At 48.1% G+C, this 20,033-nt stretch carries 14 protein-coding genes; 9 read left to right on the top strand and 5 right to left on the bottom strand.

Annotated features, from left to right (window positions below):
• The first annotated feature begins 123 nt into the window (after nt 1-123).
• The gene (locus tag QUA20_RS16625; protein ID WP_333190000.1) at nt 124-2,736 is read left to right on the top strand and encodes a replicative DNA helicase; all 2,613 of its coding nucleotides are present in this window, start codon (nt 124-126) and stop codon (nt 2,734-2,736) included.
• A gap of 237 nt (nt 2,737-2,973) precedes the next feature.
• On the opposite strand, the gene QUA20_RS16620 is transcribed toward QUA20_RS16625, so the two are convergent.
• Nucleotides 2,974-3,561 (bottom strand): FKBP-type peptidyl-prolyl cis-trans isomerase, encoded by a 588-nt coding sequence (locus tag QUA20_RS16620; RefSeq protein WP_333189999.1) that lies wholly within the window; start codon nt 3,559-3,561, stop codon nt 2,974-2,976.
• A gap of 256 nt (nt 3,562-3,817) precedes the next feature.
• Nucleotides 3,818-4,144 carry a phasin family protein gene (locus tag QUA20_RS16615; RefSeq protein WP_333189997.1) on the bottom strand — a complete coding sequence of 109 codons (327 nt, stop codon included), beginning with the start codon at nt 4,142-4,144 and terminating at the stop codon, nt 3,818-3,820.
• A gap of 212 nt (nt 4,145-4,356) precedes the next feature.
• Between QUA20_RS16615 and QUA20_RS16610 the strand changes: the two genes are divergently transcribed.
• From QUA20_RS16610 to QUA20_RS16595, 4 genes are all read left to right on the top strand, one after another.
• Entirely contained in the window at nt 4,357-4,713 is a 357-nt protein-coding gene (locus QUA20_RS16610; protein ID WP_172185914.1) for a zinc ribbon domain-containing protein, read from the top strand.
• 74 nt (nt 4,714-4,787) lie between these two features.
• Nucleotides 4,788-5,753, top strand: a complete 966-nt coding sequence (locus QUA20_RS16605; protein ID WP_333189995.1) for a BadF/BadG/BcrA/BcrD ATPase family protein — start codon at nt 4,788-4,790, stop codon at nt 5,751-5,753.
• A 244-nt stretch (nt 5,754-5,997) separates the two neighbouring features.
• Nucleotides 5,998-6,654: a hypothetical protein gene (locus QUA20_RS16600; RefSeq protein WP_333189993.1), complete on the top strand. Its 657-nt coding sequence runs from the start codon at nt 5,998-6,000 to the stop codon at nt 6,652-6,654.
• 37 nt (nt 6,655-6,691) lie between these two features.
• A complete protein-coding gene (locus tag QUA20_RS16595; RefSeq protein ID WP_333189991.1) occupies nt 6,692-7,156 on the top strand; it encodes an MgtC/SapB family protein in 465 nt (154 codons plus the stop codon).
• 577 nt (nt 7,157-7,733) lie between these two features.
• Here the strand turns inward: QUA20_RS16595 and QUA20_RS16590 are convergent.
• The gene (locus QUA20_RS16590; RefSeq protein WP_333190052.1) at nt 7,734-7,949 is read right to left on the bottom strand and encodes a hypothetical protein; all 216 of its coding nucleotides are present in this window, start codon (nt 7,947-7,949) and stop codon (nt 7,734-7,736) included.
• 47 nt (nt 7,950-7,996) lie between these two features.
• Nucleotides 7,997-8,227 (bottom strand): hypothetical protein, encoded by a 231-nt coding sequence (locus tag QUA20_RS16585; RefSeq protein ID WP_333189990.1) that lies wholly within the window; start codon nt 8,225-8,227, stop codon nt 7,997-7,999.
• Nucleotides 8,228-8,353: 126 nt separating this feature from the next.
• Between QUA20_RS16585 and QUA20_RS16580 the strand changes: the two genes are divergently transcribed.
• On the top strand, nt 8,354-8,527 hold the full coding sequence (locus QUA20_RS16580) for a hypothetical protein (protein WP_333189988.1): 174 nt from the start codon (nt 8,354-8,356) through the stop codon (nt 8,525-8,527).
• Between the two features lie 94 nt (nt 8,528-8,621).
• On the top strand, nt 8,622-10,370 hold the full coding sequence (locus tag QUA20_RS16575) for a hypothetical protein (RefSeq protein ID WP_172191843.1): 1,749 nt from the start codon (nt 8,622-8,624) through the stop codon (nt 10,368-10,370).
• A gap of 417 nt (nt 10,371-10,787) precedes the next feature.
• Here the strand turns inward: QUA20_RS16575 and QUA20_RS16570 are convergent, their stop codons facing one another.
• On the bottom strand, nt 10,788-10,919 hold the full coding sequence (locus QUA20_RS16570; protein ID WP_333189985.1) for a hypothetical protein: 132 nt from the start codon (nt 10,917-10,919) through the stop codon (nt 10,788-10,790).
• A 460-nt stretch (nt 10,920-11,379) separates the two neighbouring features.
• Between QUA20_RS16570 and QUA20_RS16565 the strand changes: the two genes are divergently transcribed.
• Both QUA20_RS16565 and QUA20_RS16560 read left to right on the top strand, forming a co-directional pair.
• Nucleotides 11,380-14,751, top strand: coding sequence for an amino acid adenylation domain-containing protein (locus QUA20_RS16565; RefSeq protein ID WP_333189983.1), 3,372 nt, complete (start codon nt 11,380-11,382; stop codon nt 14,749-14,751).
• Between the two features lie 4 nt (nt 14,752-14,755).
• Complete coding sequence (locus tag QUA20_RS16560; protein ID WP_333189981.1) at nt 14,756-19,798, top strand: aminotransferase class III-fold pyridoxal phosphate-dependent enzyme; 5,043 nt, start codon at nt 14,756-14,758, stop codon at nt 19,796-19,798.
• Nucleotides 19,799-20,033 lie beyond the last annotated feature (235 nt).

The raw sequence follows: 20,033 nt of genomic DNA, 5'->3' as shown, positions 1-20,033 counted from the left end.
TAATGCGCTATACGTAGGAATAAGGTGCGCCCATAAGCACCCTACAGATAGAGTTGGTGCGTAAGTCCTAAACTAATAACTAATGACTAATGACAATGACCAATGACTGAGAAATATTGACTAATGAGCGATTTGATGCCGACAAATATAGAGGCAGAAGAAGCAATTTTGGGCGGGATTTTAATTGACCCCGAAGCTATTTCCCGAATAGCCGAACTTCTGCGGCCGGAGTTTTTTGCGATCGCCGCTCATCAAGTCATTTATCGATCGGCATTAGGGTTGTTTTTACAGGGTCAACCTACGGATCTAATGACGGTAACGACTTCTCTAACCGACCGCAACCAGTTAGAGCAAGTAGGAGGACTAACTAAATTAGCACAATTAGTCGATCGCACAGTTTCCGCAGTCAACATCGACCAATATGCAGTTTTAGTTGAAGACAAATATCAGCGCCGCAAATTAATCGAAGCTGGCAACAACATAGTACAATTAGGTTACGAGACGGCAACTCCGCTAGAAACAGTCTTAGACCGCGCCGAACAAGAAATTTTCAGCATAACTCAAGAACGTCCGCAACAGGATTTAGTGTCGATCGGCGAAACGCTAAACCAAACATTTCAAGACCTAGAAAATCGCAATGAAGGCCTCACACTTCCCGGTATTCCGTGCGGTTTTTATGACTTAGATGCTATGACAGGAGGCTTTCAGCGATCGGATTTAATCATCGTTGCAGCCAGGCCGGCGATGGGTAAAACGGCTTTTTGTACCAACATCGCCCACCACATCGCAGCCGGACAGCAGAAATTGCCGGTTGCCGTTTTCAGCTTAGAAATGTCGAAAGAACAGCTAGTGCAGCGTATCCTGTCCAGCGAAGCCAAAATAGAAAGTAACCGATTGCGATCGGGTAGAATCAGTCAAAACGAATGGGAACCAATCAGTACAGCCATTGGCAATTTATCAGAACTACCACTATTTATTGACGATACTCCCAGTATTACCGTCACAGAAATACGATCGAAAGCCCGCCGCCTCCAAGCAGAACAAGGCGGAGCCCTAGGATTAATCTTGCTAGATTACCTGCAATTAATGGAAGGCAGCAGCGACAACCGCGTGCAAGAACTATCTCGAATTACCAGAAGCCTTAAAGGTTTAGCCCGCGAACTCAACGTGCCGATTATTGCCTTATCTCAGTTGAGTCGGGGCGTGGAAGCGAGGACAAACAAGCGGCCGATGATGTCTGATTTGAGAGAAAGTGGCTGCTTAACAGGTGATAGTTTGGTAATGCTAGCAGATACTGGTGTGCGCGTACCAATTCGTGAATTAGTAGGAAAATCTGGCTTCACGGTTTGGGCGCTCAATGAAGCCACCATGCAGTTAGAAAAAGCCGTTGTTAGCAATGCTTTTGCTACAGGTGTGAAGCCTTTACTACGACTGCAAACTCGTTTGGGACGAGCAATTAGAGCCACTGGCAATCATAAGTTCTTAACCATTCACGGCTGGCGGCGATTGGACGAGTTAAAAATAGGCGATCGCATTGCCCTACCTAGATACGTATCAAGTTCCTCGATCCAATCGATGGACAATGCCGAAATAGCCTTGCTAGGACACATGATTGGAGACGGATGTACTCTACCTCGACACGTTATTCAATACACTACTAGAGAGGAAGATTTAGCCAATACAGTTGCAAATCTTGCAATAGAAGTCTTTGGAGAGCGAATCATACCTCGTATTTGTAAAGAACGTGATTGGTATCAAGTTTATCTTCCTGCCGCCTATCATCTCACACATAATGTGAGGAATCCTGTAACTGAATGGCTAGATGCTTTAGGTGTTTTTGGTCTGCGTTCTCACCAGAAGTTTGTCCCTAATCAAATATTTGAGCAGCCTCAAGAAGCAATAGCTTTATTTTTACGCCATCTTTGGTGTACTGATGGTTGCATAAAAACAGCTAGGGGTAAATGTCATTACCCTAGTGTTTACTATGCTTCCAGTAGTGAAAAATTGGCAAGAGATGTTCAGTCACTTTTACTCAGACTTGGTATCAATGCCCGCTTATTTTTAAGCCCCCAGCCAGGGAAAGGGCGAGAGCAACATCAAGTTTGGGTTACTGGAAGACCTGATTTAGATAAGTTTATTCATTTGATTGGTGCAGTAGGTAACTACAAACAGCAAGCTCTGACAGAAATTGCAGAATACATTGAAATTCGTTCTAGCAATACTAATAGAGATGTCATACCGCGTGATGTGTGGAAAATGTATGCTGTTCCTGCTATGCAGCAATTTGGTTTAACTACACGCCAGATGCAAGCACAGCTTGGCAACTTATATTGTGGTACAACCCTTTACAAACACAACCTTGGTCGGGAACGGGCATTCAGATTAGCTACAATTGTTAAATCTGATGAACTTGCCCTCTTATCTAAGAGCGATGTTTACTGGGATGAAATCGCCTCAATAGAAGTTGATGGCGAAGCTGAGGTTTACGATTTAACAGTGCCTGCACTGCATAATTTTGTCGCTAATGACATCATAGTTCACAACTCTATCGAGCAAGACGCGGATTTAGTAATTATGCTCTACCGCGATGAATATTACAACCCTGATTCGCCCGATCGCGGAATTGCAGAAGTAATTATTACCAAACACAGAAACGGCCCCACAGGAATCATCAAACTATTATTCGACGCCCAATTTACCTGCTTTCGCAATCTGGCATCTCCGAAGCGATCGTAAATCAACTAGGGCTGATATTATGTCCGTTGAATTGGCAGTTATAAAGTTTGGTCGATTAAGTGGGGGCGGGTTTATAGATATTTTCGTATCGATGTGAATAAAAGATGGTTGGTGAAACCTGCCACTACAAATATTGTAGTTATTTACCAGACGCAATCTTACACAGAAACCCGGTTTCTTAAAAAAACCGGGTTTCTAAACACCGTAAAAGTTTTACGTTGAATTAGATTGAGCTACCTAGCCAGCGATTTTCAACAATTCCACATCAAAAATCAGCGTAGCATTAGGAGGAATCACCCCGCCGGCACCGCGAGCGCCGTAACCGAGTTCAGGGGGAATAATCAACTTGCGGCGCTCTCCAACTTTCATCGTACCGACACCTTCATCCCAACCCTTAATTACTTGACCCACGCCAATTTTGAACTGAAAAGGAGAATTGCGATCGCGCGAACTGTCAAACTTCGTGCCATCTTCCAAAGTTCCAGTGTAGTGCACGACAACCGTCTGCCCGGTTTTTGGAGTCGCCCCATTACCCTCTTTCAATTCAACATATTTCAGACCTGAATCTGTGGTGACAGTTTTCTCAGTATTATCAGTCATATTATTGCCAGCGATAGTAGCTGGTACCTCAGGTAAAGTAGCATCAGCTACTAGCAAGCTATCTTCTTCCAAAGACGGCGCTGACAACTTCTCAATAGCAGTCTCGGGTAAAATATTGTTCAATTCGGCGGCAACTGCTTGAGACCCAGAACCGCCCATTTGAGCGACTATCAAAAACACAAAGCAAACCAGCATTACCCCCAAACTCACTAGAACTCCTCGCAAAATTAATCCTCCTGATAATTTTAACCGCGATATCTCAGATCTCTAAGACATCTAGTACAACAATAACTACCAAATTTTATCTGAACTTTTCCACCAAAAGATGGCAGGTTCCAGATAATTTTAAAGGCAAAAGTATGAAGTCAGAATGTTTGTAATTATACATAAGTGGCTTCTACATAAGTGCCTTTTTGAGCCTTCTGCCTTCGGGTGACAATCTTATCACAAGATAGCAGCGCACCGACAGACCCGATCGAACTCAGCGCCAGTTACGGTTTTCTAAATCCCGCATCTGACGTTCGAGACGATCGAGCCTTCCCCGCAACTCATCCATTTCGGATTGTCGGGGGACTCCCATATCCTGCAGCATATTCCGCAGTTGCCGCTGCAACTGCGTATCCCAATTGCCCTGTTCAGACTTGAGATGCTCAGTCATGTCATCGACAAAGGTTTTGGCTTGGTCGGAATTGATTTTGCCATCTTTGACCCATTGCTCGCTGACTTCCTGCAATTTCTCGGCCACCAGGGAGGTAGTACCAATGCCGAGCATTACCAGTTGTTTGAGTAAGTTGCTATTGTTATCCATATATTTTTCCTACTGTTTGCTCTTCATACTCGATCGGCTCAGGTCGCCTGCTGTCGCTGCGAAACTATCTGTACACTTAAAGTTACATCAGCGCACACCTACCTTTCTATTTTGGAGCATCCAGCCGCCTGATGGCGAGTTTAGCGTGTCGAGCAGCGTTCGGTAAACCCCCTAATGAGCTACCGACAAAATTACCCAATCACATCCTATCTATGCCTGATTGCCCCCGCTGTCACCAACCTGTAGACGCCCGAGCGATCGCCTGTGCGCACTGCAAAACCCCTCTCAAGGCTTTCGGTCATCCGGGTATCCCCCTTTATAGATCGCAAGCCGAAGAATTTCTGTGCACTACCTGTATTTATCACGAAGATGACACTTGCAACTACCCGCAACGTCCTTTTGCCAAAGAATGCACGCTTTATCACGATAGAGCTGAGCCGCTTGTGCCGCAGACGAGCCGTTACATCAGCGGTGGCTGGCCGCAATCAATCAAAAATTGGTGTCAGCGCCATCTCGTTTGGTTAGCTTTATTAGGTTTAATTCTTATTAGCATTGCTCTGTCAATTTAATCGGATTGTGTACAAAGCGTAGAATAGAGATATCTCTGTTAATCTGGGTTGCTCTATTATTCTCTAAATTATTCATGAGTTACGTATTCGGCATCGACGGCGGCGGCACTAAAACTATCTGCCTCTTAATGGACGAAAACCACCTTGTTTTGGGACGGGGTGAAGCAGGGCCGTCAAATTATCAAACGCTGGGAATTGAGACAGCAAAACAATCCATCCAATTGGCGATCGAACGAGCAGTTCTGTCCGCTAAGCTCGAAGCTGTAGGCAATCTCAACATAGAAGCAATTGGTCTGGGACTAGCAGGTGTCGGGCGTCCAAAAGATCTTGAAATAGTGCAATTTGTAGTGCAGAACTTGCAGTTGACGAATACTTTACCAGTAACCCGATCGTTCCTTCCCAGGAATATAGTAATTTGCAGCGACTGCGCGATCGCACTTGTTGGCGGCACGGGCTATCCAGTCGGTATCACCGTTATTTCAGGAACCGGTTCGATTGTTTTCGGGCAAAACAGTCAAGGGAAAACTAAACGAGTCGGCGGTTGGGGATATCTTTTAGGCGATGAAGGCAGCGGATATGACATCGCCGTTCAAGGTTTGCAAGCGGCTTTGAAGTTCTATGACGGACGCGGAGACTTTACAGCACTTGCAGAAAATTTTCAAAACCATTTAGGCCTAAATCACCTAGAAGAATTGGTAGAAGTCGTTTACCGGCGCGGTTGGGGAGTGAAAGAAATTGCAGCTTTAGCGCCGATTGTCGATCGAGTCGCAGCAGAGGGCGATCGCGTCGCTGACGGCATTATCAATAGTGCCGTGGCAGAATTAACCTTTTCAACAAAAATAGCCATTTCAGCGCTATTTAACCCCAGAGAAGAATTTGAAATTGTGCTCGTAGGAGGCGTGTGGGGCGGCGAGGCAAATTGCCGGGGTCGGTTTGAAGCGGCAATAAGTGCGATCGCCCCGACAGCTAAGGTAATTTTGCCCCGATACGAACCAGCTTTCGGTGCTGGATTATTAGCCTTAAACGCTCTCAACAATTAATTGTTGACTGTTGACAGTTGACTGCTGACTGTTGACTATCTTCCTTATCTTCCCGATCGCCCCTGTCTTGCGGGTTTTCTCGATTTTTCCAAATTTTCAAATTCTGGATTATCTACCTTATCTTCCCAACTTGTAGAATTCCAGCCTGCCATAATTAAAACATCAGATGAAGGCGAAACCAGAAACAATTTTAGCAGTAGTGCGTTCCTAAGTAAACCAAAACCGAAGCAAGGAGACAATTTATATGATTACTTCTCAAAAATGGCGTTCAGCAACAGCAGCAATCCTCGCACTGGGCATTACAGTTGCAACCAGCGCGCCGCTGGTAGTAGCTACTCCCGCAGAAGCTCAACAACGAATTTCCCAATTTGATAGCATCCGAATTCCCTCGGGCAGTGTAATTCCAGTTAGCTATGAAAAAGACAAAATTATTGTCACGCGCGAAGAAACTGCACCTTTAACTTTAACAGTAGCGCGAGACATCCGCACAGGTCAAGGCAGAGTATTAATCCCCGCAGGCAGCCAAATAGTCGGGGTATTGCAACCTGTCAGAAGGGGCAATCAAATTGGTACTCAATTTGTTGCCAGAGAGTTAATTATCAGCCGCCGCCAACGCTATCGGATTGACGGAAATTCAGGAGTTATTACCAGAACAGAAAGAGTCCAAAAAGGTGCTGGCACAGGTTCATTAGCCCAAGGTGCAGCATTGGGTGCAGCAGCAGCAGCAGCACTAGCAGGCATTACCGGCGACAAAGCGATCGCCACTGAAGAAGTATTGGGAGGTGCTGGGATCGGCGCTTTAGCTGGTGTCTTGTTGGGGCGGCGCAGCGTTGACGTGATCGTGATTCGCCCGGAACAAGATTTGGCAGTGAGATTGCGATCGGACATCGTACTCCGCTAATATTGGGATCTTCCGATTAATTATTTGCAGTAAAACATTGTCGATCGCTAACTTGTGGTCTCCCGATAATTGGCTAGGCATACTGTTAAGGTTGTGCCTAGCCATGTTTGTTGGCGGAATTATTGGATGGGAGCGCCAACTCAGACACAAACCAGCGGGTTTGAGAACTCATATGCTAGTAAGTATGGGTTCTGCACTGTTTGTTTTAATACCGCTGTCAATGGGTCAACATGAAAACGGACGAGATTCTGTAGAGCGCGTAATTCAAGGCATTGCTGCCGGGATTGGGTTTTTGGGAGGCGGAGAAATCCTGCGGCAAAGTCAACAAGAAATAGGCAAAGTAGAAGTTCACGGACTCACCTCTGCGGCCGCTATTTGGGTATCAGCAGCTTTAGGAACGGCGGCCGGATGCGGGTTGTGGCAACTGGCATTAATTGGCGCTTTAATGTCGCTGTTTGTTCTAAGAGTAATTAAAGAGTTAGAGCGTCAGAGTCGCAAATAGTCTCAGTTATTATATAATGTTTGGTAAAGTAACCGTTATAAAGTTTGTAGTGACGACCCAAGTCCGAAGTAGTTTTATCAGGACTTTAGCCCTCACTACCAACCAATTTGATGGGGTCGATTGAGGGTACATAATATTAGCTGTTTCATACCAAGTCCAGTTAATCACCGATCGTAAATTGTTGCCCCTCATCCAAGTCAGACCTGTATAGGTGATAAAAAAGTAGCTCAAATGCTCGAAATATCTGTTTCCGGCGAGTGATGTTTTTATTTGATAGGTAATTAATAATAAATAACATCTCAAGAGTAATCCTCAACCGTTACGACACAAACACGTTGACTACACCTTGATATGTCCGATCGTCCAAGCCTTGCCTTTGAGGACTCAAGTCCTCACTACCAACTTGAATATTGATTTAAATTTAATTGGATTTCGATCGATACCGATCGAACCCACTTAGCAAAATTTTTAAAATTAATGAATTTAGGATAAAGCTGAACACCATTTAAATATCATATAAACCTGTTTTTTGCCGATAAATTAATATTTATCGCGTCAGATGATTGAATAAAGTTGATTAATTTATTTCCTGAAAATTAGACACTCTTATCGATTCCAAGGACTCTTGCCTCACGCGACCCGCCATCGCAGCTAACTGCAAGCTCATAAAAGCATTCAAATCTTCTAAATCACACTTAGCTGACGAAAAAATCTGCTGCATTTCATTTTCCGCTTCCAGACTCAGATATCCAGCGGCAATAGCTTGTTTTACAACTTCACGAATCTGCACGATCGAAATGTCCCTTACTAAATTTGCACCCATCAAAAGCCAACTAATTACTAACAGGAAGTTTTAGAGGCTGTCTCGCCAAACATTTCAAATTGTCTCAGCTCGCGAGACTCTTGTTTCACTCCTCCGGACATAGCTGCTAGTTGCAGAGCCATAAAAGCATTTAAGTCTTCCAGCTCATACTTGGTAGTAGTTAACATCCGCCGCAGTTGATTTTCGGCTTCAATAGTGAGATAGCCTAGGGTCAGAGCTTGTTGGGCGAGGTCGCGAATCAGTACCATAACACTTCTGGGTTTTATTGCTTGAAGTTTCAGTATCAACCGTTTTAAGCGAATCGGCAGTGACGGCTATTGCTCGATTGGTGTGACATTGTTAAAGGCTAGCGGTGACAGCCGGAGTCGCAGAGTGTGACTAAGTATTTGCACGGATGTGACGGCGATCACGCGGGGGAGGGGGGAGTCGGAGTGGGGGAGGGGGGAGTCGGAGAGTGTCCGGGTGGTGGAGTCGGAGAGTGTCTGAGTGGGGGAGTGTCCCAGTGGGAGCATTTTTCTTCTTCCCTCGAACTAATGGCTAATGACTAATGACTAATGACTAATGACTAATGACTACTGCCTTGTACCTTCAGAAGACGCTCAACGTCTATAATCAGCAAGTTAAATATTTACTGCAAGACATATGGAACCAGTTCATAAAGATTTGCTACAACAAATAGCCCGACTATCGGAAACTTATGCTAATTTGGCCGATCGCCTTTCCCAAGCAGCCAAACAACTGCAAGACTCGGGCCTTCCTCCCTCTGACAGCTTGCTGCAAGAAGTAGCCACCTACAGCCGCAACTTTGCCACAGTCCAAAAACAAGCTCTCGAACTCAACAAATCCACGATCGCGCCGGGGGAAATTGCTTCCCTCAAAGACATTCAAAACTTAGTCGAGACTGTAGCAGCTTCCGAAGGTAAAGCAGAAATTCGCGACGCAGCTTTGAAAGTTATCGATCGAGTATTGGCGATCGCCCACCGCGAACAAAGCGACTTCGCGCCCTTACAATCAGTTCATGCCAAAGCCCGCGAACTGCACCGCGCGATTTCCGAATCAACTCCAACTCAACTGCATTCAGACGCTGAATCTTTAGTCAGCGGCAAGCACCCAGTTTCAGCAGTGCTCGCCCTGGTGGAACAGCAAGACAAATTAGACGACGAACAGTGGGTCATCCTCGAAGAAACAGTCAGCGCCGCTTTTGGCAAACAAATAGCTGTCGCCATTTCCAGAGGCAAATTAACCATTGCTGAGATGGTAAAAGCAGCACCTGCTAAAGTCGAACCCGCATTGAAAGCAGCGCCAGAACCAAAAATCAGCGCCCAACCCTTACCCGAAGTGATTATCATTCCGTCGGGAAATGTTGCGCCGAAACAAGTTGCAGTTGCGCCACAGATCCAAATTTTGGAATCCCCCGCACCTTCGGCCCCCATGCACGAGGTGATTATCGTTCCCAGCGTCGAAGTACCTCAGTCCCTCCAGACAACCGGCTCCGGGAACATTGTTTTTGGCGCACCTCGCAACATTCAACAGGCTCCTGTAGAGGGCGCTTTGGGAATCAAAGTTTTGGCGCACATTCAGGGAATTGGCGATCGAACTTTCGGTGCTCAAGAATACGCGGGTACTAAAGCTCAAGGGCGCCGCGTCGAAGGATTTCAAATTAATATCGATCCTCCAATTCCCGGCTTAAATGTCGAGTACATGGCTCACGTCGAAGGTGTTGGCGATACTCCTTGGCTCAGCGAAGGAGAATTGGCTGGTTTTCGGGGTCAAGCGAAACGAATTGAAGGATTTGCAGTGCGGTTGAGCGGGCCGCAAGCTGATAAGTACGACGTATTTTATAGCGCTCACATTCAGAATATCGGCGACACCGATGTGTCCTCCAACGGCGAATATTGCGGCACTCGCGGCAAAGCTTTGAGAATCGAGGGCATCAAAGTTTGGATCGCGCCGTCTGCGAGTTCCCAAACAGCGGCGCCTGTGGGTTTAAAAGTGTTGGCGCACATTCAAGGAATTGGCGATCGAACTTTTAGCGATCGAGAATATGCCGGCACACGCGCTCAAGGCCGCCGCGTGGAAGGATTTCAAATTAAAATAGAACCTCCCGTTGCCGGTTTAAATTTGCAGTACATGGCTCACGTTGAAGGAGTTGGCGACACTGCTTGGATATCGGAAGGCGAGCTAGCTGGCTTCCGGGGCAAAGCGAAGCGCATTGAGGGATTTGCCGCGCGGCTGACTGGACCGCAAGCTGATAAATACGACGTATTTTATACGGCTCACATTCAGAATGTAGGCGATACTCCGGTTACTGCTAACGGTCAATATTGCGGCACTCGCGGCAAAGGTTTGAGGGTTGAGGGGATGACGATTTGGGTTGAGGCTAAGGGGTAATAACGATAAATGAATGGAAAATTTTAAATTGTATTTTCCATTCATTAAATACTCGAATAACTAGGGTGCGTCAATTCACATTATTTGCGCCACAAACTAACAATCTCCAAGCTGATGCACCGCTCGATAATATCATGTTCGGCTAATCACTTGTCATTGTTCGCGATCGTGTCGCAATCTCAGATGGTGGCAAGTGCTTCGCTGCACTGCGTGCGTTCCGCTCGCAATGACAAATTATAACTAATTTACCGGACATGATATAAATGGTGCGTCAGAATTCGATTTTTCATACTTCTTAAAAATCTCTAATCTGACGCATCCTACCGCTGACGCACCAGCCAATAAACGGTGCGTCCGAACGATATTTTATACTTTCTGTGGTTATTCAAAATCCAAAAATTGACAGCAATATGTCTCTTAGACCATTTCAGCTTGAATTTTTTTGTTGATTTCGGAGCGATTCAGTTCCCTGTTGCGGATGGTATGCGCGATATCGAATCCAGCCCAAATAAACATTCCGAGGACGATCGCACCAATAAAATATCCCATAGCTTTCTTTAAAGGTTGAGGTTGCCTGTAGCTAATCTAGCGCAGCGATTGCCAGCAGACAGGATGCAAATCATTGCTGTTGAGTGCGGATGTCAGCCTGTTATAGCAGATGTTGAAGGCTTTAGTTATTCTTGAGAGAAGAAAGTCGATCGTCAACAAAATATTAAGCAATTTTCACATTTACAGGCTGTGGAATTACACGGTTGCTGAACGGGAAATGCTCTTGAGCGAATGTATCCGTAAAATGTATAAATGATACTTTACAGCGCGGTAGAGTTTGAGTTAACATCGGCTGAGCCGATAAAATATTGCACCCCCAAAAACCAAACATTCAGATACACGCTAGCGAGAATTTTACCGTGATTTTACGGTGCTTGGGGATCAATAGTTATTTAAAAAAGCCTTAAAAATCCGGCTACAGTTGCTCACAAGTCTTTTCTATCAATACTTACATATAAATATGTCATTGCCAGCAGACGATCGCCCGCAATCCGCAACTACTGATAGTGAATCTTCCTATCAACTTTCACCGATACAGCAAGGGATGTTGTTTGACAGCCTTTCGGGTCAACAATCAGGGATAGACATCGAACAAGCGATCTGTAGTATTCGGGAAAATTTGAATGTTTCAGCTTTCATCAAAGCTTGGCAGCAAATAGTGCAGCGGCATCCAATCTTGAGAACCAGCTTTTCTTGGTCAGGTAAAGAAGTTCCCCTGCAAATGGTACATCACCAAGTTGAACTCCCAAGTGTTGAGCAAGACTGGCGCAATTTGTCGGAGGGCGATCGTGCAAACCAACTCGCAACCTATTTGGAAGCCGATCGCCTGCAAGCCTTTGATCTCACTCAACCTCCGCTGATGCGTTTGGCTTGGTTCCGCTGGTCGGAAACTGAGTACAAACTCATCTGGACTTATCACCACATTTTGCTTGACAGTACCTCGGCAGTTATTGTTTTGCAAGAAGTTTTTACCTTGTATGAATCTTTAATGGCCGATCGACCATTAGAATTAAAACCGCCCCGCTGCGATCGAGATTGCATCGAGTGGAAGCAGCCAGACATCTCGAAAGCAGAAACATTCTGGAAACAATACTTAAGCGGTTTCAGCGCTCCTACCCCTCTGGTTGGCGATTTTTCAAGGGCGGGCAAGATGCCCGTCCCACCAGGAAATTCATCAGTTGTTGAACAGGTATCTGACCTGTTCCTGACACCAACAGAAAATTTATCAGCAGAACCAGAAATCCGGCTTTCTAGCACCGTAACCGCAGCCTTAAACTCCCTAGTTCAAGAACACAAACTAACCATAAATACCCTGCTGCAAGGAGCGTGGGCTTTACTTTTGAGCCGCTGTTCCGGTTCTGAAGATGTAGTATTTGGAACTATTTGCAACAGCCGATCGCAGAATCGAGAAAACGCAGAATCAGCGGTAGGATTATTCATAAATACTTTGCCATTTCGGGTAATTGTATCTCCCGATTTACCAGCGATCGACTGGCTCAAACAACTGCAAACTCAGTGGACGGCATTTCAAGAATACCGGAACGTGCCGCTGGCAAAAACTCAAGAATGGAGCGAGATTCCCCGCGGCACAGCTTTATTTGAAAGCCTGCTAGTGGTTGAAAAATCTCACATTAACTCTGCCTTGCAAGCTCTGGGCGGCAACTGGCAAAACCGAGAATTTCAGCTTTTGGAACAGACAAGTTTTCCCCTAACTGTTTACGCATACGGGGGAACCGAACTGCTGTTGAAAATTGCGGGCGATCGCCAGCGGTTCGATCCGATCGCCATTACCAGAATGTTGGGACACCTGCAAACTTTGCTAGAAAGTATAGCCGCGAATCCCCAGCAGAAAATCAGCAAATTGTCAATGCTGACAGCAGCCGAACTTGCTCAGTTGCTGGAGTGGAACCAAACTCAAGCAAATTATCCGCAAGACAAATGCGTTCACCAATTATTTGAAGCACAAGTCGATCGATCGCCCGATGCCATTGCCGCCGTTTTTTCCCAAAATCTCCAACAGCAACTCACCTACCTGGAACTCAATTCCAAAGCCAATCAACTAGCCCATTACTTGCAGCAATTAGGCGTCGGGCCCGATGTTTTAGTAGCTATTTGCATGGAACGTTCCTTAGAAATTGCGATCGCCGTTTTAGGCGTTCTCAAAGCAGGCGCAGCTTACGTTCCCCTCGATCCAGCCTACCCCCAAGAACGGCTGACCTTCATGTTAGCCGACACCCAAGCTCCGGTTATCCTCACTCAATCTCACTTAGTATCGGGGCTGCCCGCACATCAAGCCCGCGCCGTTTGCTTGGACGCAGACTGGGAAACAATCAGCAGTCAAAGCACGGAAAACCCAGCTAGCAGCGTCTCTCCCCAAAATTTAACTTATACAATATATACATCAGGTTCCACCGGTAAACCCAAAGGAGTTCCCCTCCCGCACCGCGCCTTAGTCAACCTAATTGCGTGGCAACTGCAAAACTCCAGCCTTGAAGGCGCAGCCAAAACCCTGCAATTTGCATCTCTCAGCTTCGATGTCTCGTTTCAAGAAATGTTCTGTACTTGGTGTGCCGGCGGCACCCTCGTTTTCATCACAGAAGAAATCCGGCGAGATGCCCAGAGTTTGTTGCAGCTAATCGACAAACAAAAGATTCAAAGACTATTTCTTCCTTTTATCGCCCTGCAACACTTAGCCGAAGCAGCCGATACCTATCAGCTAATACCGAAATCCCTGCGCGAAGTAATCACCGCCGGCGAACAGTTGCAAGTCAACCGTTACATAGCCAGTTTCTTTCAGCAGCTAGAAAATTGTACCCTGCACAATCAATACGGCCCCTCCGAGAGCCACGTTGTTACAGCTTATACCCTCGCAGGCCCGCCCGGAGATTGGCCCGCACTGCCTCCGATCGGCCGCCCTCTTGCCAACACGCAGATATATTTGTTACAAAAAGATGGTGAGCCTATACCTTTAGGAGTAGCGGGAGAACTATACATCGGGGGCATTTGTTTAGCGCGGGGTTATCTCAACCGCCCGGACTTGACTGCTGAAAAATTTATTCCCAACCCTTTTCGACAAAATAAAAGACTCACGATCGAGGATGAAGAAGATCGCCTTTACAAAACAGGAGATTTAGCCCGCTACCTGCCCGACGGTAACATCGAGTACATCGGGCGGATTGACGGCCAAGTCAAAATTCGCGGCTTCCGCATAGAGTTGGGAGAAATCGAAACCGCACTGGCAAAGCATCGCGCCGTCAAACAAGCTGTGGTGCTGGCGCGGGAAGACGCACCGGGGGACAAACGACTGGTTGCATACATAGTGGCCAATCCAGAGGAGCAATTGGCAATAGCCGACCTCCGCCGTTACCTGCAAGGGCAACTCCCAGATTACATGGTGCCTGCGGTGTTTGTGAATGTTGAGGCGATGCCGAAGACGCCCAGCGGGAAAATCGACCGCCGCGCCCTGCCGGCACCTGACTCGCAGCGACAAGAACAGTCCCAGAGTTACGCTGCACCGCAAAGCGAGTTGGAGCTTTTGCTGGCGGGTGTTTGGTCTAAGCTGCTGAAGCTCGATCGCGTCGGCATTCACGACAATTTCTTCGAGATTGGAGGCAATTCTTTGATGACGCTGCAAGTCGCAGTCCAAGTCCGAGATCTGCTAGCTAAAGACTTACCGGTTGTCAAATTGTTCCAGCACCCGACGATCGCCCAATTGGCAAATTATTTAAATCAGGGACAGACTGCAAGCCCATCTAACAACAAATTTCAAGACAGGGCCGATCGGCAAAAAGCTGCTTTTAACAGACAGAAGCAATCTACCAAAAAACGTTAATTTAATGACTAATTCCCAAGAAAACCCAGAACTTGACGGGATTGCGATTATTGGCATGGCGGGCCGCTTTCCCGGTGCTGCCAGTGTCGGTGAATTGTGGCAGAATTTGTGCGGCGGGGTTGAGTCCACAACGTTGTTCGACGACGCCGAACTAGACCCCAGTATTGACCCCAATCTCAAACAGGCTCCGAATTACGTCAAAGCTAGAGGAATTCTTGACGGTGCCGATCGCTTTGACGCAGCATTTTTCGGGGTGAGCACCCGCGAAGCCGAAATTACCGACCCGCAGCAGCGCGTTTTTTTAGAAATCGCTTGGGCCGCCTTAGAAAATGCAGGCTGCGATCCGAATACCTTCAACGGCTCGATCGGAGTCTACGCCGGCACGGGCAACAATACTTATTTTCCCAACAACATCGCCGGACGATCGGATGTAATTTCCCGCGCGGGCGAGTTTCAGGTGATGGTAGCCAATGAAAAAGACTACATTGCTACCCGCACATCTTACAAGCTGAATCTCAAAGGGCCGAGCGTCAGCGTGCATACCGCTTGTTCTACATCATTAGTTGCAGTTTGTCAAGCTTTTTATGCTTTGATGAGCTATCAATGCGATTTAGCCCTGGCCGGCGGGATATCAATTACGGTGCCCCAAAATAGCGGTTATTTGTATCAAGAAGGGGGGATGTTCTCCAGCGACGGACACTGCAAACCTTTCGACGCCAAGGCTGAAGGAACCGTGTTCGGCAACGCAGCAGGGGCAGTTGTCCTCAAGCGTTTGGAAGAAGCGATCGCCGACAGAGATACAATCTATGCCGTAATTCGCGGAGTGGGGCTCAATAACGACGGGGCAGCCAAAGTCAGCTTTGCCGCACCCAGCGTAGACGGGCAAGCAGACGCGATCGCGATGGCGCACGCGATGGCAGACGTCAATCCCGAAACCATATCCTACGTCGAAACCCACGGCACGGCAACCCCCCTGGGCGATCCGATCGAAATAGAAGCGCTGACTCAGGCTTTTGCTCTGAAAACCGCAGCCAAACAATTTTGCGCGATCGGCTCCGTCAAAAGCAACTTCGGACACACGATCGCCGCGGCGGGAGTCACAGGGCTGATCAAAACAGCTTTAGCCCTCAAACACCAGCAAATACCCGCCACTCTGCACTTCGAGCAACCGAATCCAGCCATTGATTTTGCCAACAGCCCCTTCTACGTCAACGCCGAACTCTCGGAATGGAAAGCCGGCAAAACGCCCAGAAGAGCCGGAGTCAGTTCGTTTGGCGTCGGCGGCACCAACGCTCACGTTGTCCTCGAAGAAGCGCCCGCACTGGAACCGTCAAGTCCTTCTCGCCCGCGGCAGTTACTGCTGCTGTCGGCGAAAACTCAATCTGCTTTGGACGCAGCTACCGCAAATTTGCGATCGCACCTCGCCCAAAACCCGGAGATCGATCTCGCCGATGCTGCTTACACCCTGCAAACCGGGCGGCAAGCCTTCAATTACCGCCGTTTCGCCGTTTGCAGCGATCGCGCCGATGCCGTGCAGGTACTCGAATCGCTGCCGCCGCTGCGTACAGCAACCCGCTGCGCCGAATCCAGAAATCCGGCAGTAATCTTCATGTTTCCGGGACAAGGGTCGCAATACGTCAATATGGGCTTGAATTTGTACGAATCCGAGCCTTTATTCCGCGAAACAGTCGATCGCTGCGCCGAAATTTTGCAGCCGCACCTCGGCCGAGATTTGCGGAAAGTCCTGTATCCCGGCAGCGATGAAGCGACAGCAGCCGAATCGCTGCGCCAAACTTTCTTGACTCAGCCTGCGATATTTACCGTAGAATACGCGCTTTCCAAGCTGTGGCAGAGTTGGGGCGTCACTCCCCAAGGTGCGATCGGGCACAGCATCGGCGAATTTGTGGCGGCAACTATCGCAGGCGTGTTTTCCCTTGAGGATGCCTTGATGTTAGTGGCAGCGAGGGGGCGCTTGATGCAAGATTTGCCGGGGGGTTCGATGCTGTCGGTGCGGTTGCCGGCGGCGCAAGTCGAGGGGCGGTTGAGTGCAGATTTGGCAGTGGCTGCGGTGAATGCGCCGGATTTGTGCGTGGTTTCCGGGCCGACGGAGGCGATCGCACTTTTTCAGCAGCAACTAGAAAGCGAAAGCGTTGTCTGCAAACAACTGCATACTTCCCACGCTTTTCATTCGCCGATGGTAGATTCGATCGTCGAACCTTTCGCCGAATATGTCAAAAAAGTGCAGTTGTCAGCGCCAACTATCCCATTTGTTTCTACTGTAACTGCTAGTTGGATAACAGCGGAACAAGCAACAGATCCGATGTATTGGGCGCGGCATTTGCGGGCGACAGTGCGTTTTGCCGACGGGATAAAAGAGCTTTGGCAAGATCCGAACCGGATACTTTTGGAAGTCGGGCCGAGAACAACGGCTGCTACTTTAGCTCGCAAACAAGCCAAAGATTTGAAAAAACAAGTTGCCATTTCTTCCCTCGGCGACAGCCCTGAAAATCAAACTGAATGGGCGGCTTTGTTGAGTGCAGCCGGACACCTTTGGCTTTGCGGAGTATCGATCGACTGGCAGAGCTTTTATCAAGAGGAAACGCGCGATCGCCTTCCCTTGCCAACTTATCCGTTCGAGAGCAAGCGTTTCTGGATCGAACCAAAAGTGTCAGAGGGCAAGAGTGAAATAGTGGAGGAATTGCCCGCTTCTCAATTACCAATTACCACTTCCCAGTTACCAACTACCAATTCCCAATTACTGATGCCAAATTTACAGGTTGAAACCCAACAAGCAGCGCGCAAATACAGACTTATCCCTGTAATTAAAAACATCCTAGAAGAAACTTCTGGCGAGGATTTAGGCAGTGTTGATGAGGACTTAACTTTCCTAGAAATGGGTTTAGATTCTCTATCTTTAACTCAAGTTGCGCTGAATTTGCAAAAAGAATTTAGCATCAAAATTACCTTTCGCCAGCTATTAGAAACTTTTCCCACTCTCGGCACTTTATCTGAATTTATCGATGGTGCTCTGCCGCCGGAGGTTTTGCCTGCAACTCCTGCCGTCCAACAAGCCGCGCCCGCACCAGCACCCGCACCGGCGATCGCACCGACAGCAGCACCTCCTGCGCCCATTGCCACTCCCGTTGCAGTCAGCGCCCCTGTAAATCTGCCCTTACCCAGCCCGGGGCCTCAAATTTTGAATCCCGTACAGTCTGGCAATCTCGAATACCTGATCGGGCAGCAGTTGCAAATTATGTCGCGACAGCTAGAACTGTTGGGCGGCGCTGGTTTGGTTCCCGCACAGCCGGCACCGACAACTAACGGTCAAGTTATGCCGCAGCCGCCGGCACCCGTTCAAAATATCCCTCCATCCCAGACTAACGGCAGCGCGATCGCACCAACAGCAGCACCAACAGCAGCACCAACAGCAGAACCAACAGCAGAAGCAAAAAAGGTGTTCGGTGCCGCCGCCCGCATCGACACCTCCGATCGCGACGGATTAACTCCGTCGCAATCAGCATATTTAGAAACATTTGTCAAACGATATACGGCGCGAACTCAGAAATCCAAACAGTACACTCAGACTCACCGCCACCACCTCGCCGATCCGCGGGTAGTTTCGGGGTTTAACCGGACGATGAAAGAGTTGGTTTATCCGATCGTGGTGGGGCGATCGTCCGGTTCTAAACTTTGGGATGAAGACGGTAACGAGTATGTAGATTTAACCAACGGTTTCGGGTCGAACTTTTTCGGATATTCGCCTGCATTTATTACAGAAGCGATCGCAGCCCAAATGCAGCGCGGGTATGAAATCGGCCCGCAAACACCGCTAGCCGGGGAAGTTGCCGAGCTCGTGTGCGAGATGACAAAACACGATCGCGCCGCCTTCTGCAACACGGGTTCTGAGGCAGTTTTGGGCGCAATGCGCCTAGCCCGCACCGTCACTGGCAACAGTACGATCGTCATGTTTACGGGCGACTATCACGGGATTTTCGATGAAGTAATCGTGCGCGGCACCAAAAAACTGCGATCGCTCCCCGCAGCACCGGGCATTCCTCAATCCGCTGTTGACAATACCCTGATCCTCGACTACGGCGAACCCGAATCCCTGGAAATCCTCAAAGCGCGGGCGGGCGAGTTTGCAGCCATCATGGTAGAACCGGTACAAAGTCGCCGTCCCGACTGGCAACCGCGAGAATTCCTCCACGAAGTGCGCCGGATTACCGAACAAGCCGGTTGCGCCTTCATTATGGACGAAGTGATTACCGGATTCCGAGTTGCACCGGGCGGCGCCCAAGAATATTTCGGCGTACAAGCGGATATCGGCACCTACGGCAAAGTCGTCGGCGGCGGGATGTCGATCGGGGTAATCGCGGGCAAATCAGCCTGGATGGACGCTTTAGACGGCGGTTTTTGGCAGTTCGGCGACGACTCGTTCCCGGAAGTAGGCGTTACCTATTTTGCAGGGACTTTTGTGCGCCATCCCCTGACTTTAGCAGCCGCCAAGGCATCCCTAGAATATTTGAAACGGGGCGGGCCTTCATTGCAGCGCGATCTCAATGCCAAAACCGACAAATTCGTTGCAGAATTGAACGCCATGTTCGATCGAGAGCAAGCACCTTTCACAGTTAAAAACTTTGGTTCCCTGTTCAAAATCACCTACCCGCAAGATTTTACTCATGGAGAACTGCTGTTTTACTCGCTGCGGGAAAAAGGAATTCACATTTGGGATCACCGCCCGTGTTTTCTGACGCTAGCGCATTCCGACGCAGATATTGCTTTTGCCAAGGAAGCATTTAAAAACAGCATTGCCGAATTGCAGTCAGCCGGATTTTTGGCCGCTCCGTCTGGCGGGACTGTTCCGGCGATCGATTTCCACAAAAATGGCAATACAAATGGATCGAAATCGTCAACTGTTTTCGCAAGCAATTCTCCTGTACCCGGTGCCAAATTAGGGCGAGATCCCAATGGCAATCCAGCTTGGTATATCGCAGATCCAGAGCGTCCAGGAAAACATTTACAAGTAGGAGATAGTTTATCAAATTGACGGTTAGGGTTGGTAATTAAATCCTGTAGGGGCGGGTTTTACAAACCATCTATAGGTAAGACAAATAATCTCGCAAACCCGCCCCCACCCAACGGTAAATCTCAATCTACCTGTAGGGGCGGGTTTGACCAACAATAATTACCTCAGACCAACAACCTCGCAAACCCGCCCCACGAACACGATAAATCTCTTCAAATCGGCAATGAATTTCAACTAACCAACACAGGAAAAATCA

Origin of the sequence: Microcoleus sp. Pol7_A1 (assembly GCF_036701085.1) — a bacterium.
Classification (GTDB): domain Bacteria; phylum Cyanobacteriota; class Cyanobacteriia; order Cyanobacteriales; family Microcoleaceae; genus Microcoleus; species Microcoleus asticus.
The sequence above is the reverse complement of the archived record's forward strand: the minus strand, read 5'-3'. Positions and strand labels throughout refer to the sequence as shown.

What these genes read in the sequence shown, in the direction of transcription:
- QUA20_RS16625 (WP_333190000.1), top strand. Translation starts at nt 124, where the DNA reads ATGAGCGATTTGATGCCGACAAATATAGAGGCAGAAGAAGCAATTTTG.
- QUA20_RS16615 (WP_333189997.1), bottom strand. Translation starts at nt 4,144, where the DNA reads ATGGATAACAATAGCAACTTACTCAAACAACTGGTAATGCTCGGCATT.
- QUA20_RS16610 (WP_172185914.1), top strand. Translation starts at nt 4,357, where the DNA reads ATGCCTGATTGCCCCCGCTGTCACCAACCTGTAGACGCCCGAGCGATC.
- QUA20_RS16605 (WP_333189995.1), top strand. Translation starts at nt 4,788, where the DNA reads ATGAGTTACGTATTCGGCATCGACGGCGGCGGCACTAAAACTATCTGC.
- QUA20_RS16600 (WP_333189993.1), top strand. Translation starts at nt 5,998, where the DNA reads ATGATTACTTCTCAAAAATGGCGTTCAGCAACAGCAGCAATCCTCGCA.
- QUA20_RS16585 (WP_333189990.1), bottom strand. Translation starts at nt 8,227, where the DNA reads ATGGTACTGATTCGCGACCTCGCCCAACAAGCTCTGACCCTAGGCTAT.
- QUA20_RS16575 (WP_172191843.1), top strand. Translation starts at nt 8,622, where the DNA reads ATGGAACCAGTTCATAAAGATTTGCTACAACAAATAGCCCGACTATCG.
- QUA20_RS16570 (WP_333189985.1), bottom strand. Translation starts at nt 10,919, where the DNA reads ATGGGATATTTTATTGGTGCGATCGTCCTCGGAATGTTTATTTGGGCT.
- QUA20_RS16565 (WP_333189983.1), top strand. Translation starts at nt 11,380, where the DNA reads ATGTCATTGCCAGCAGACGATCGCCCGCAATCCGCAACTACTGATAGT.
- QUA20_RS16560 (WP_333189981.1), top strand. Translation starts at nt 14,756, where the DNA reads ATGACTAATTCCCAAGAAAACCCAGAACTTGACGGGATTGCGATTATT.